We start from the raw sequence: 11,962 nt of genomic DNA, 5'->3' as shown, positions 1-11,962 counted from the left end.
AAAGGATCGGAGGCATGGATCGCGCAGTGCTGGTCACAGGAGCCTCCAGGGGAATCGGTGCGGCTACGGCTCGAGCGTTCGCCGCAGCCGGTGACCGGGTAGCCGTGCACTACGGGTCCTCGCCCGATGCCGCTGCGGTGGTGCTGAAGGAGTTGCCAGGTTCCGGGCACGTGATGGTGCAGGCCGACCTGGCTGATCCCGCGGCGATCCGGACGATGGTCGACGACGCGGCGGGCGCTCTCGGCGGGATCGACGTACTCGTGAACAACGCCGGCGTCTACCACCCGCACCGCATCCGGGAGACGACGTACGCCGGATGGCAGCAGGCGTGGGCGGACACGCTGGCCGTGAACCTGGTCGGCCCGTCGAACGTCACCTGGTGCGCCGTCCGCCACATGGGCCGCGGCGGCCGGATCGTCAACGTCTCCTCCCGCGGCGCCTTCCGCGGCGAACCCAACCAGCCCGCGTACGGCGCCTCCAAGGCGGCGATCGTCTCCTTCACCCAATCTCTGGCGCGTTCGCTGGGCCCTGAGGGGATCGCCGTCACCGCGATCGCCCCCGGCTGGACCGTCACCGACATGGCCGCGATGCACCTCGACGGCGACGGGTACGACCGCCGCCGCCTCGAGAGCCCCCTCGAACGCGTCGCCGACCCCTCCGAGGTCGCCGCCGCGATCCTCTACCTCGCCTCCCCGGAAGCCGAGTTCGCCACCGGCACAGTCCTCGACTTCAACGGCGCCTCCCACCTCCGGATGTAATCCGGTCGGCAGACCCGCACGCGCTCCTCGGCGCTAGGTACGATCGAAAGGTGACAGCCCCCGGTCGTGGGACGGCGGCGCCACCGCAGGTGCTGAAGCTCTGCACGTCGGTCGACGGTGTGCGGATCGCTTATGCGCGGCACGGTTCGGGACCCCCGCTGGTGATCGCGACCTGCTGGCTGAGTCACCTGCAACACGACTGGCAGAGCCCCGTGTGGCGGCACTTCCTCGACGACCTCGGCCAGATCGCGACCGTGATCCGGTATGACGAACGCGGGTACGGGCTTTCCGATCGGGACGTCGATGACTTCCGGCTGGAGACGCGGGTCGCCGATCTCGAGGCGGTCGTCGACCATGCCGGACTCGACAGGTTCGCGCTGATGGCCATGGCACAGGGCGGTCCGCCCTCGATCGTCTACGCGGTGCGCCACCCCGAGCGGGTGTCCCGGTTGATGTTCTACGGCAGCTACGCGGCGACGTTCCGCGATCCGACGCCTGAGGACCTCGAGCTCAACGAGACGTTCGAACGGCTGATCAAGGTCGGCTGGGCCCGGCCCGAGTCGGAGTTCCGACGGGTTTTCACGTCACTGATGATCCCCGGCGCCACCGAGGAGCAGATGCGCTGGCTGGATGAGCTGCAGCGCGTGTCGGTCTCGGCGCAGACCGCCTTCGCGGCTCGTCGGGAACGCTTGCGCGACGACGCGATCGAACTGCTGCCGCAACTCGACGTCCCGACTCTGGTGCTGCATTCGCGGGGTGACCGGATGAACGGCTTCGAGGAGGGCCGGCGTCTCGCCTCGACGATCGCGGGTGCGAGGCTGGTGGTGCTGGAGAGCTCGAATCACATCGTGCTCGGCGACGAGCCGGCCTGGCAGGTCTTCGTCGACGAGGTGGCGGCGTTCATGGCGCCGGACCACCGGCCGGGGCCACGGGCAGTCGGTCCCGATGCGGCATCGCTCCTGTCGCCGCGAGAGCGCGACGTACTCCGCCTCGCCGCGGAAGGGCAGGACAACGAGGAGATCGCCCGATCCCTCAGCCTGAGCATCCGCACCGTCGAGCGGCACCTGCACAACACGTACCTGAAGCTCGGCGTCCAGGGAAAGTCTGCCCGCGCCGCGGCGGTCGCCAGGCTGATGACGCGCACCTGACGAGTACGCGTATACCGCCACCACCTGGTGGGCGGACACCTCAAGTTGCGCGCACGCACCGATGCGCGCCACGACGCCGCGTACCTACGGTCGGCTCATGACCACCATCGAGAGTCCCATCCGCAACGGCGTCGACACCGCGGCCCTGTTCGGCACGCTCGACGCCGTGAAGGGCGACAACGACATCGCGAAGTTCCGCTTCCAGGCCACCAACACGTGGCTGAGCGGTACCCACAACCGATCGGTGATCCACGCCTTCCACGGCGCCAAGCAGGAGCTCGCGCACCGGGAGCCGTTCACGTTCGACGCGGACCACCCGCCCGTTCTGGTCGGGTCCGACAACGGCCCCACGCCGGTCGAGTACCTCCTGCACGCGCTGGCCGCCTGCCTCACCGCGGGCATCGCCAACGTCGCGGCTGCCCGCGGGGTGAACCTGACCGAGGTGTCCTCGACTGTCGTGGGCGACATCGACCTGCTCGGCATCCTCGGGTTGTCCGATGAGGTCCGCAACGGCTACCAGCAGGTCCGGGTGAACTTCACCCTGCGGGGCGACGACCCGGACAAGCTGCGCTCCGTCGTTGAGCAGTCCCGCCTGCGGTCGGCCGTGTTCGACGTCGTCACCAACGGCGTGCCGGTGTCCATCGACGTCGACGCCGGCTGACGTCGGCTCTCGGCGGGAGACGACATGAGCCGCATCGAGCTCGACCACGATGTCGTGGTCGTCGGCGCCCGCGCGGCGGGTGCCGCCACGGCCTTTCTGCTGGCCCGGCACGGCTTGCGTGTCCTGCTGGTCGATCGCGGCCGGTACGGCACCGACGCCCTGTCGACCCACGCCCTGATGCGCGGCGCAGTGCTGCAGCTGACCCGGTGGGGATTACTCGACGAGATCATCGCCGCGGGCACACCGGCGGTGCGGCGTACGACTTTCCGGTACGCGGACGACGTTGTGCCGATCGTCCTCAAGGAGTCGTACGGCGTGGACGCGCTGTACGCGCCGAGGCGCACGGTCCTGGACCCGATCCTGGTCGACGCAGCCGCGGAGGCCGGCGCCGAGGTGCGATTCGGCATCGCCGTGACCGGCGTCGAGCGGGACCGTCGCGGTACCGTCACCGGCATCACCGGCCGGGCCCGTGACGGCGCGACCGTGCGGGCGGCGGCACGGATCGTCGTCGGAGCCGACGGCATCAGGTCGACGATCGCCGACGCCGTCGAGGCGCCGTACGAGCGCGTCGGGAAGTCGGTCGCCGCCGTGACGTACGGCTACTGGACCGGGCTCGAGACCGACGGCTACGAGTGGAACTTCAGGCCGGACGCGGCCTCCGGCGTGGTCCCGACCAATGACGGCCAGGCGTGTGTGTTCGCCAGCGCGTCACCCCGCCGGATCGGCCGAGGTGGACTGGAACCGCTCATGAGCATCGTCGCTCAGTCGCCGGGCGACCTCACGGCCCGGCTCGCCGCCGCCGCACCTCCGGCCGCCCTGCGGACCTTCACCGGCAGGCCCGGTTACCTGCGCCGCGCATGGGGCAACGGCTGGGCCCTGGTCGGCGACGCCGGCTACTTCAAGGACCCGCTGGGTGCGCACGGCCTGACGGACGCGCTCCGCGACGCCGAACTGCTGACCCGCGCGATAGTGGCCGTCGTCCGTGACGATGCGCCCGAACGCGAAGCCCTGTCCAACTACCAGACCACCCGCGACGCCCTGTCGACGACCCTCTTCGACGTGACGGACGCGATAGCCGGCCACCGCTGGACCGACACAGAAATCCCCGACCTCCTGCTCCAGCTAAACGCAGCCATGTCCGACGAACTCGAAACCCTGGCCGCCCTCCCACCCCTCCCCACCCCCGCCCACGCCCCCTGCTGAACCCCACCGACTTCGCGCAACGCCCAGCCACCGCCGGAACCATCGACGCGACGCCGAGCCAGAGCCGGAACCCTGCAAGCGGCGAGCAACCAGAGCCGGCAACTGTGAAAGACCGCCCAGCCACCGCCGGAACCGTTCACGCGGCGAGCAACCACAGCAGCCGAGCGAAGCGAAGGCGCAAGGGGGGTGCGGGTGGCGGAGCCCCCGCTCGCGGCAAGCGGAGCGCAGCCGCACAAACGACGAAGGCGACCCGGTCCGCGCTTTCCGCGGACACAGGTCGCCCCTCGCCTTCGTGGACGATACTGGGATCGAACCAGTGACCTCTTCCGTGTCAGGGAAGCGCGCTACCGCTGCGCCAATCGTCCAAGAACAACAACACTCTCAGGTTCTCACGAGAGGGTGTCGAGGTGGAGACGGGATTCGAACCCGTGTACACGGCTTTGCAGGCCGTTGCCTCGCCTCTCGGCCACTCCACCAGTGAGAAAGCCTGGCCTGCCGAACCCTCTCCGAGCGGACGACCGGGTTCGAACCGGCGACCTCAACCTTGGCAAGGTTGCGCTCTACCAACTGAGCTACGTCCGCATCGCTCCGGCGACTGTTTCCGCTCGGTGCGAGAGCAGAACAGTAGCGCACTTTTCGCCCATGCAAAAACCGGATTCCAGGGTGTCGCCATCCGGACGCGGCGAGCGTGAATCTGACCTCATCCGTCCCAACAGCCCCACCCGTCAGGCGCTGGTTTGTCCACTCGCCACGCCGATGCGATCAGGCTTCGAGTGGTGTGAGATCGGTGTCGCGGAGGTAGTCCGGATCGCCGCGGAGCTCGATCCCGGTGATGCGGCCGTCGGTGATGGTGAAGGAGAAGATGACTTGCGGTTCGCCGCGGTACGACCACACCAGCCCGGCCAGCCCGTCGACCAGCGTGAGCCGGGCGGCCTGCGCCCGTCCGGAGAACGTCTCGGCCACCGCCGCCGCACCCGACACCATCGCCGGCATCCCGCCACGCGCGACGACGGCCGGGTCGGCGCGCACCACGACCTCCGGGTCGAGCACCTCGAGCAAGGCCGTGAAGTCCCCACCACGAGACGCTGCGAGGAACGCGGTGACGATCTCCTTCTGCCGGATCGCGTCGGGTCCGGCCGGTTCCGGCGTACCTTGCACTCGCCGGCGGGCCCGGCTCGCGAGCTGCCGCGCTGCGGCCGGTGACTTGCCCAGGATCGGTGCGATGTCGTCGTACGGCACCGCGAACATGTCGTGCAGGACGAACGCCAGCCGCTCGGTCGGCGTGAGCGTCTCCAGTACGACGAGGAGCGCGAGACCGACCGAATCCGCCTGCACGGCCTCGAGCTCGGGATCGGGTACGGCGTCGTCCGCGAGCGCGGGGGAGTGGTCGCCGACCGGCCGCTCGGGCCGGCCGCGTCGCGTCCGCAGCATGTCGAGGCAGATCCGGCCGACCACCGTGGTCAGCCACCCGCCGAGGTTGTCGATCGAGCCCGAGTCGGACCGGCTGAGCCGAATCCACGCCTCCTGGACCGCGTCCTCGGCCTCGGGCGCGGAGCCTAGGATCCGGTACGCGACGCCGTGCAGGCGTTCCCGGTTCTCCTCGAACCGGGCCACCAGCCAGTCGTCCTGACCCATCCCGACCACATCCTTCGTACTGTCACACTTCCCGGCCCGGCGCCGTCATCCGATTGACGGAGCACCACCATCACATGTGACACCGACCCAGAGGAGCTGCACCATGACGGACCCGGCCCGCCCCCTGGCGGTACGCAAGCAGGATGTCCTGCGCCGCCTCGAGGACGACGTCGACGCTTGGGTCGCCACGGCTGCTTCGGACGGTACGCCGTACCTGATGCCGCTGTCCTTCCTCTGGGACGGGGAGTCCCTCCTCCTGTCGACGGCGGCCGGCAACCCCACCGCTCGGAACCTCGCGAAGAACCCCACGCTCCACCTGACGATCGGCCACACCCGGGACGTCGTACACATCACCGCCACCAGCGAAACCGTGCACGCGTCGGACCTCACGGACGCGGTCGGTGACGCCTTCGCCGAGAAGACCGGCTTCGATCCGCGGCCGCTCGCGAACTACCTCTACTTCCGCGCCACGCCGATCAAGATCCAGGCCTGGCGCGAAGCCAACGAGCTCAAGGGCCGCGTCCTGATGGAGTCCGGCGCCTGGCTCATTTGACCTTGAGTGCGGTCTAAGAGGCAGCCTGGCTAGATGCTCTCCACAACGCTTGGGAACGGCCGGACCGTCAGCGCACTGTGTCTAGGGGCGATGAACTTCGGCAGCTCCACGCCGCCTGAAACGGCGAGCGCGATCCTCGACCGCTTCGTCGCCGCCGGCGGAACCTTCATCGACACGTCCAACAACTACAACCAGTGGACCGGACACGGCGGTGAGAGCGAGGAGTTCCTCGGCAGCTGGATGCGGTCCCGGGGCAACCGCGGCCAGTTGGCGATCGCAACCAAATGCGGCGCCAGGACAACCAAACCCGGCAACCCCGACGACGCCCACTGGGAAGGCCTCGGCGCGACGGTCGTCGAGTCCGCGGTGAAGGGAAGCCTCGAACGGCTCGGCACCGATCGCATCGACCTCTACTACGCCCACATCGACGACCGCACCACCCCGCTGGACGAGACCGTCGCCGCTTTCGGTCGCCTGGCGGCCGACGGCACCGTCGACCTGGTCGGCTGCAGCAACCACACCGTCTGGCGACTGGACCGAGCCCGCCAGTTGGCCGCCGCGAAGGGCGTCGCTCCGTACTCCGTCATCCAGCAGCACTTCACCTACCTGTGGCCCAATCCGCCTTCCCTGCAAGGCGTACGGCGCCACGGCACGCCGCACTTCCAGCACGCCGGCATCGAACACTTCGACTACCTGGCCGAACATCCAGACATGACCCTGGTCGCCTACCAGCCGCTCCTGACCGGCGCCTACACCAACCCCACCCGCCCGTTCCCGGCCCAGCGCGGCTACGCCCACCCCACCGCCTACACCCGCCACGAGTCCCTCCGCGCGGTAGCCCGCGACCTCAACGCCACCCCCAACCAGGTGATCCTCGCCTGGCTCCTCCACCAGAACATCATCCCCGTCTTCGGCCCGTCCTCCCTCACCCAACTGAACGAGGCCCTAGACGCCCTCGATCTCGAACTCGACGCCGACATCCTGGACCGCCTCAACAACGCCTAGGCGCTCAAGCATCGGAATCCGGTCGCTGGATGGGAATGGTGCTGGCGGCACCACGGGGTTTTCGGTTAGCGCGCGACGGTAGGAGCCCGCGTGCCAGGGCGGGTTGGAGCAGTCGCGGCGAGCGATAGCGAGAGTAGCGACCGCGTGGGACGGACCAAGTACATGCGAAAGGCCGGTCCACTGGACCGGCCTTGGATACGGGGTGGGCGATACTGGGTTCGAACCAGTGACCTCTTCGGTGTGAACGAAGCGCGCTACCACTGCGCCAATCGCCCGTACTGTTGGTGCTGTTGTTGCCTTGTGGTGCCTTGCGGGTGAAACCATAGCGCATGATGTGAGCGACGATCTAATCGGGGCGGGCTACTCTTGCTGCAGGACGGAGACCCCGTCGCGTTGGAGACGTGATTGTGACTTTCTCGCACGACACCGAGCAGGCGCTCGGCACGCTGGTCCGGCTCGTCAACACCCTGCCCGGACCGAACAGCCAGGTCGACACGATGGAGACGCTCGAGGAGCTGGAGAAGTTCGTCCACGAGCGGGAGTTCAGTGCGGTCGACACGCTGACGGAGAAGGACCTGGCCGAGGTCCGCGACCTGCGGCCGTTGTTCTCGCCGGTCTTCACCACGGACTCCGACGCGACCGCGGCGGCGATGATCAACGCGATCGTCGCGCGCGGTACGACGACGCCGCGGCTGACGAATCACGACGGGCACCCGTGGCACATCCACTACTCGCGGGACGGCGCGTCGCTGGCGTGCCGGATCACGGTGGAGTGCGGGATCGCATTGGCCCAGGTGATCTCCGCCGGCGAACGCGAACGCCTCCGTCGCTGCGAGGCCCCGGACTGTGACGACGCGCTGATCGACCTGTCCCGCAACCGTTCCAAGCGGTACTGCGACGCCCGCACCTGCGGCAACCGTTTGCACGTGGCCGCCTACCGGGAACGCCGCAAAGCCTCCGGGGAGTAGAAGACCTCGCGCACGCGGCCGAAGTGATCGGTCGCGGTCGCGCGGTGCTCGACGTTCCGAAAGACCTTCAGGGGTTGGGTTCGTCGGCGGAGCGGTCCGCGAAGATCTTGGCGACCTGGGCGGTGATGGTGCCCGGGGCTGGGAGGTCGCGGTCGTCGACCCGGTGGATGGCCTGGATGTCGCGGGTCGTCGACGTGAGGAAGACCTCGTCCGCCTCGAACAGCCGCTCCAGCGGTACGTCGCGCTCGGTCGCGCCGAACCACTCGATGACGAGCGCGCGGGTGATACCGGCCAGCGCGCCGGACTCCAGGGTCGGCGTGACCAGCTCACCGTCGTACACGCAGAAGATGTTCGAACCCGTGCCCTCGCAGAGGTTCCCGACCGTGTTCGCGAAGATCGCCTCGCTGCCGCCCCGCTCCTTCGCATAGGCGAGGGCACGCACGTTCTCGGCGTACGACGTGGTCTTCAAGCCGGCGACCGCGCTGCGTTCGTTGCGGACCCACGGCACGGTGACGATCGCCGACGTCGGCGCGGGGCGCTTGATCGCCTGCGTCGCGACGAGCACCGTCGGGCCCGACGTACCGCGATCGGACGACAGCGGTGAGACACCACCTGTGTACGTGATTCGCAACCGGCCGAACGGGATGTCGGGATCGGCCTGCACGACCGTGGCGATGCCCTCCTCGATCCCGGCGACATCCGGCGCCGGCAGGCCGAGACCGACCGCGGACCGAACCAGCCGGTCGAGATGCCGCGTCACCGCGAACGGGCGGCCGTCGACGATCTTGATCGTCTCGAACACACCGTCACCGGTGGTGAGCCCGTGATCCAGGGGCGAGACCGTCGCCTCGTCGTCCTGCAGGGCGCCGTTGAGCCAGATACGCATGTGGTGCTCCTTCCGCGGAACACCTTAGTGCTAAGGCGATCCGGGCCGGCCGGGCCGTCCGAAGGTGACCGGACGATGACCGTACGTCGACGTCCGGGGGACCCCGGTTTTTGAAGTCGGGCGGAGATGGGCTAATGTTCTTCTCGCGCCGGGGGAAACACAAACCTCGGTCGCAACGCGGACGTAGCTCAGTTGGTAGAGCGCAACCTTGCCAAGGTTGAGGTCGCCGGTTCGAACCCGGTCGTCCGCTCGGAGAGGGTTCGGCAGGCCAGGCTTTCTCACTGGTGGAGTGGCCGAGAGGCGAGGCAACGGCCTGCAAAGCCGTGTACACGGGTTCGAATCCCGTCTCCACCTCGACACCCTCTCGTGAGAACCTGAGAGAGTTGTTGTTCTTGGACGATTGGCGCAGCGGTAGCGCGCTTCCCTGACACGGAAGAGGTCACTGGTTCGATCCCAGTATCGTCCACGAAGGCGATGGGCGAGGTGTGCCTGCGGAAAGCGCAGGCCGCCTCGCCTTCGTCATTTGTGCGGCTGCGCTGCGCTTGCCGCGAGCGGGGGCTCCGCCACCCGCACCCCCTTGCGCCTTCGCTTCGCTCGGCTGCTGTGGTTGCTCGCCGCGTGTACAGTTCCGGCTCTGGCTGAGCGATCCTTCACGGTTGCCGGCTCTGGTTGCTCGCCGCTTGACGCTTCCGGCGGTGGCTGGGCCATCTTTCACAGGCGCCGGCTCTGGTTGCTCGCCGCTTGCAGGGTTCTGGCGGTGGCTGGGCGTCGCTTGACGCTTTCGGCTGTGGCTGACGAGTCCGGCCCGGTTTGCTAGGTCAGGCAGCTCGCCCGGCGACAGGTGCCGGCTGGGGTTCGGCAATTCCGCACGGTTGTGGGCTTGGGGGCGGTCGCTCCTGGTGGGCTCGGGGATAACTGGTCGCAGGGGAGTGGGGACGGGTTGTAGTTTCTCGGGGGAGGTGGGGCGTGTGGTGCGGGTGGTTAGTGAGCGGTTGGTTTTGCGGTGGCCGGGGGTGGGGGACTTCGGGGAGCTGTGTGAGTTGTGGACTGATCCCCGGGTGGGGCGGTTCATGGGGGACTACGGGCCTCGGGATGTGGACGGGGTTCGGGAGTGGTTGGCGGGGATTGTGGGGGATGGGGGTCGGGCCGGGTCGCACGTGCAGTTCGTGGTGACGTTGCGGGCCGACGACGCCGTGGCGGGGTGGCTGGGGATGGGGTCCAGCGAGGATCCGCTGGCTGACTGGAACTTCGGGTACGCCGTCCGCGCGGAGTATCGGGGACACGGGTACGCGACCGAGGCGTTGCGGGCCGGGCTCGAGTACTGCCGGGGCGAGCTGGGGATCGGGACGTTGTGGGGTGCCTGCTTCGCGGGGAATGCGGCGTCGGCTCACGTGATGACCGGCGCGGGGATGCAGGAGGTCGGGCCGGACGCGGATGGCAGTCGGCGGTTCGTCTACCCGGCTCGCGGAGCTGCCTGAATCGGTCGGCGGAGCCGGCTGAGATGTACGATGGTCATCTAATTTCACGACTATCGAAGGAGACGGTGGTGGGCGGGCTTCCCGAGGTCATGCGGGGGTTGGAGCAGCCGGCGTTGGACGGGCCCGGCGTACTGCGGCTCGTGGAGGGGATCGCGGTCCCGGTCGCGCGGGCGGGGGACGTGCTGGTGCGGGTGGGGGCCGCTGGGGTGAACTTCGCGGATGTGATGCAGACGCGGGGAACGTACGACGGTGGGCCGGAGGCGCCTTACCTGGCAGGGTTCGAGGCTGCGGGGGAGGTGGTCGCGCTCGGGGACGGGGTGACCACGGTCGCGGTGGGCGCTCGGGTGATCGGGACCGGGTACGGCGCGTTCGCGGAGTACATGGTGATGGCGGCGGACTCGGTCGCTCCGGTGCCGGCAGGGTGGACTGATGAGCAGGCGCTGGGGCTCGTGTTGAACTGGGCGACCGCGCTGGCGGCGTTGCGGCCGTTGGGGCGGGTGAGTGCGGGGGAGACCGTGCTGGTTCACGCGGCGGCGGGTGCGGTCGGCCAGGCGGCTGTGCGGATCGCGAAGTACTACGGGGCGACCGTGATCGCGACGGCCTCCGCTGAGAAACATGAGGTGGTACGGCGGCTTGGGGCCGATCACCTGATCGACTACCGGACCGCGGATGTGACGTCTGACGTGTTGCGACTCACCGGCGGCCGGGGTGTGGACGTCGTACTCGAATCCGTTGGTGGCGAGACGTTCCGTGAGAGCGTGGCCGTAGCGAAGCGGGTGACGGGGAAGGTGATCGTGTACGGCGTTGCGGGTGGGCAGGCGTCGATCAGCAACTGGGAGCTGAACTTCAAGCACCAGGTGCACGTGATCGGACTGCACATCGGCGTACTGATTCAGCAGGCCCCGGAGATCTTCGCCGAGTTGATGGATGAGCTGAATCGGCTGATCGCCTTGGGTGTCTACCCGCCGGGCGAGCCGACCGTGTACGACTTGGCGGACGGACCGAAGGCGTTGGCCGAGTTGGAAGCCCGCGCGACGGTCGGGAAGATCGCGCTCAGGCCGTGATCGATTGGGCCACGCGCAGGCCCAGATCCTCGATGGCGAAGGTCGGGTGGGAGCGGCGTCGGACGGTCGAGCCGACTGAGCGTTCCGGGTCGTCGAAGCCGCCGCCGCGGAAAATGCGGTAGGAGCCGTACGTCGCTGGGTCGTAGAGGTCCCAGCACCATTCCCAGACGTTACCGAGCATGTCGTGGAGTCCCCACGCAGTGGGAGCCTTCTGGCCGACGGGATGTGCTCGCCCGTCGGCGTTGTCGGCGTACCAGGCGATGTCGTCGAGCGGACCGTAGCGGTACGCCGGGACCCCCGTGGTGCAGGCGTATTGCCACTCGGCCTCCGTCGGCAGGCGGTAGCCGGAGGAGATCCAGTCGCAGGTGACCTCTTCGCCGTCGATCGTGTACGCCGCCGGCAGGCCGTCCTCGGCTGACAGCTTGTTGCATAGGGCAACCGCGTCGTACCAGCTGACGCCGGTGAGCGGAACGTCGTCAGTCCCGACGACCGGGTAGCGGGCCAGCCGGAAGGCGGACAGTGTCACCTCCCAGTGGGTGCCGAGGCGGTCGTCCCGGAGGGCGATGGTGCCGGCCGGGAGGTCGACCAGGGGGAGCATCGTCC

12 protein-coding genes and 7 tRNA genes are annotated in these 11,962 nt (G+C 68.7%); 12 read left to right on the top strand and 7 right to left on the bottom strand.

What is annotated here, in order from left to right; translation table 11 throughout:
• Positions 1–14: 14 nt before the first annotated feature.
• The 4 genes from ACZ6O0_RS16700 (at position 15) to ACZ6O0_RS16685 (ending at position 3,770) form a co-directional block, all read left to right on the top strand.
• Complete coding sequence (locus tag ACZ6O0_RS16700; RefSeq protein WP_465765792.1) at positions 15–758, top strand: SDR family NAD(P)-dependent oxidoreductase; 744 nt, start codon at positions 15–17, stop codon at positions 756–758.
• A 50-nt stretch (positions 759–808) separates the two neighbouring features.
• On the top strand, positions 809–1,906 hold the full coding sequence (locus ACZ6O0_RS16695) for an alpha/beta fold hydrolase (RefSeq protein WP_465765791.1): 1,098 nt from the start codon (positions 809–811) through the stop codon (positions 1,904–1,906).
• Positions 1,907–2,003: 97 nt separating this feature from the next.
• A complete protein-coding gene (locus tag ACZ6O0_RS16690) occupies positions 2,004–2,567 on the top strand; it encodes an OsmC family protein (protein WP_465765790.1) in 564 nt (187 codons plus the stop codon).
• A gap of 24 nt (positions 2,568–2,591) precedes the next feature.
• Positions 2,592–3,770, top strand: coding sequence for an NAD(P)/FAD-dependent oxidoreductase (locus ACZ6O0_RS16685; protein ID WP_465765789.1), 1,179 nt, complete (start codon positions 2,592–2,594; stop codon positions 3,768–3,770).
• 293 nt (positions 3,771–4,063) lie between these two features.
• On the opposite strand, the gene ACZ6O0_RS16680 is transcribed toward ACZ6O0_RS16685, so the two are convergent.
• The 4 genes from ACZ6O0_RS16680 to ACZ6O0_RS16665 all read right to left on the bottom strand — a co-directional run bounded on the left by ACZ6O0_RS16680 (position 4,064) and on the right by ACZ6O0_RS16665 (position 5,405).
• Positions 4,064–4,135, bottom strand: a tRNA-Val gene (locus ACZ6O0_RS16680).
• Between the two features lie 40 nt (positions 4,136–4,175).
• Positions 4,176–4,246: transfer RNA gene (locus ACZ6O0_RS16675), tRNA-Cys, on the bottom strand.
• Positions 4,247–4,279: 33 nt separating this feature from the next.
• Positions 4,280–4,352, bottom strand: a tRNA-Gly gene (locus tag ACZ6O0_RS16670).
• A gap of 180 nt (positions 4,353–4,532) precedes the next feature.
• The gene (locus ACZ6O0_RS16665; RefSeq protein ID WP_465765788.1) at positions 4,533–5,405 is read right to left on the bottom strand and encodes a sigma-70 family RNA polymerase sigma factor; all 873 of its coding nucleotides are present in this window, start codon (positions 5,403–5,405) and stop codon (positions 4,533–4,535) included.
• A gap of 103 nt (positions 5,406–5,508) precedes the next feature.
• Here ACZ6O0_RS16665 and ACZ6O0_RS16660 point away from each other — a divergent pair, with 103 nt between their 5' ends.
• Together ACZ6O0_RS16660 and ACZ6O0_RS16655 are read left to right on the top strand one after the other, a co-directional pair.
• Positions 5,509–5,958 carry a pyridoxamine 5'-phosphate oxidase family protein gene (locus ACZ6O0_RS16660; protein ID WP_465765787.1) on the top strand — a complete coding sequence of 150 codons (450 nt, stop codon included), beginning with the start codon at positions 5,509–5,511 and terminating at the stop codon, positions 5,956–5,958.
• 33 nt (positions 5,959–5,991) lie between these two features.
• Positions 5,992–6,963, top strand: a complete 972-nt coding sequence (locus ACZ6O0_RS16655; protein ID WP_465765786.1) for an aldo/keto reductase — start codon at positions 5,992–5,994, stop codon at positions 6,961–6,963.
• A gap of 203 nt (positions 6,964–7,166) precedes the next feature.
• Here ACZ6O0_RS16655 and ACZ6O0_RS16650 read toward each other — a convergent pair.
• Positions 7,167–7,238, bottom strand: a tRNA-Val gene (locus ACZ6O0_RS16650).
• A gap of 132 nt (positions 7,239–7,370) precedes the next feature.
• Here ACZ6O0_RS16650 and ACZ6O0_RS16645 point away from each other — a divergent pair.
• Entirely contained in the window at positions 7,371–7,931 is a 561-nt protein-coding gene (locus tag ACZ6O0_RS16645) for a CGNR zinc finger domain-containing protein (protein WP_465765785.1), read from the top strand.
• A gap of 67 nt (positions 7,932–7,998) precedes the next feature.
• Here the strand turns inward: ACZ6O0_RS16645 and ACZ6O0_RS16640 are convergent, their stop codons facing one another.
• A complete protein-coding gene (locus tag ACZ6O0_RS16640) occupies positions 7,999–8,817 on the bottom strand; it encodes an aminotransferase class IV (RefSeq protein ID WP_465765784.1) in 819 nt (272 codons plus the stop codon).
• Positions 8,818–8,994: 177 nt separating this feature from the next.
• Here ACZ6O0_RS16640 and ACZ6O0_RS16635 point away from each other — a divergent pair.
• The 5 genes from ACZ6O0_RS16635 (at position 8,995) to ACZ6O0_RS16615 (ending at position 11,359) form a co-directional block, all read left to right on the top strand.
• Positions 8,995–9,067: transfer RNA gene (locus ACZ6O0_RS16635), tRNA-Gly, on the top strand.
• Between the two features lie 33 nt (positions 9,068–9,100).
• A tRNA-Cys gene (locus ACZ6O0_RS16630) sits at positions 9,101–9,171 on the top strand.
• A 40-nt stretch (positions 9,172–9,211) separates the two neighbouring features.
• A tRNA-Val gene (locus ACZ6O0_RS16625) sits at positions 9,212–9,283 on the top strand.
• Between the two features lie 433 nt (positions 9,284–9,716).
• Complete coding sequence (locus tag ACZ6O0_RS16620) at positions 9,717–10,295, top strand: GNAT family N-acetyltransferase (RefSeq protein WP_465765783.1); 579 nt, start codon at positions 9,717–9,719, stop codon at positions 10,293–10,295.
• 68 nt (positions 10,296–10,363) lie between these two features.
• Complete coding sequence (locus ACZ6O0_RS16615) at positions 10,364–11,359, top strand: NADPH:quinone oxidoreductase family protein (RefSeq protein WP_465765782.1); 996 nt, start codon at positions 10,364–10,366, stop codon at positions 11,357–11,359.
• On the opposite strand, the gene ACZ6O0_RS16610 is transcribed toward ACZ6O0_RS16615, so the two are convergent.
• Positions 11,349–11,957, bottom strand: coding sequence for a formylglycine-generating enzyme family protein (locus ACZ6O0_RS16610; protein WP_465765781.1), 609 nt, complete (start codon positions 11,955–11,957; stop codon positions 11,349–11,351). The genes ACZ6O0_RS16615 and ACZ6O0_RS16610 overlap by 11 nt on opposite strands.
• Positions 11,958–11,962: the final 5 nt, after the last annotated feature.

This window comes from Kribbella sp. NPDC048837, assembly GCF_055586945.1.
Note: the sequence above shows the minus strand (reverse complement) of the source record. Positions and strands in the feature narration are given on the sequence as shown.

Excerpts from the sequence above, each read along its gene's own strand:
- ACZ6O0_RS16700 (WP_465765792.1), top strand. The coding sequence starts at position 15 with ATGGATCGCGCAGTGCTGGTCACAGGAGCCTCCAGGGGAATCGGTGCG.
- ACZ6O0_RS16690 (WP_465765790.1), top strand. The coding sequence starts at position 2,004 with ATGACCACCATCGAGAGTCCCATCCGCAACGGCGTCGACACCGCGGCC.
- ACZ6O0_RS16685 (WP_465765789.1), top strand. The coding sequence starts at position 2,592 with ATGAGCCGCATCGAGCTCGACCACGATGTCGTGGTCGTCGGCGCCCGC.
- ACZ6O0_RS16665 (WP_465765788.1), bottom strand. The coding sequence starts at position 5,405 with ATGGGTCAGGACGACTGGCTGGTGGCCCGGTTCGAGGAGAACCGGGAA.
- ACZ6O0_RS16660 (WP_465765787.1), top strand. The coding sequence starts at position 5,509 with ATGACGGACCCGGCCCGCCCCCTGGCGGTACGCAAGCAGGATGTCCTG.
- ACZ6O0_RS16655 (WP_465765786.1), top strand. The coding sequence starts at position 5,992 with ATGCTCTCCACAACGCTTGGGAACGGCCGGACCGTCAGCGCACTGTGT.
- ACZ6O0_RS16640 (WP_465765784.1), bottom strand. The coding sequence starts at position 8,817 with ATGCGTATCTGGCTCAACGGCGCCCTGCAGGACGACGAGGCGACGGTC.
- ACZ6O0_RS16610 (WP_465765781.1), bottom strand. The coding sequence starts at position 11,957 with ATGCTCCCCCTGGTCGACCTCCCGGCCGGCACCATCGCCCTCCGGGAC.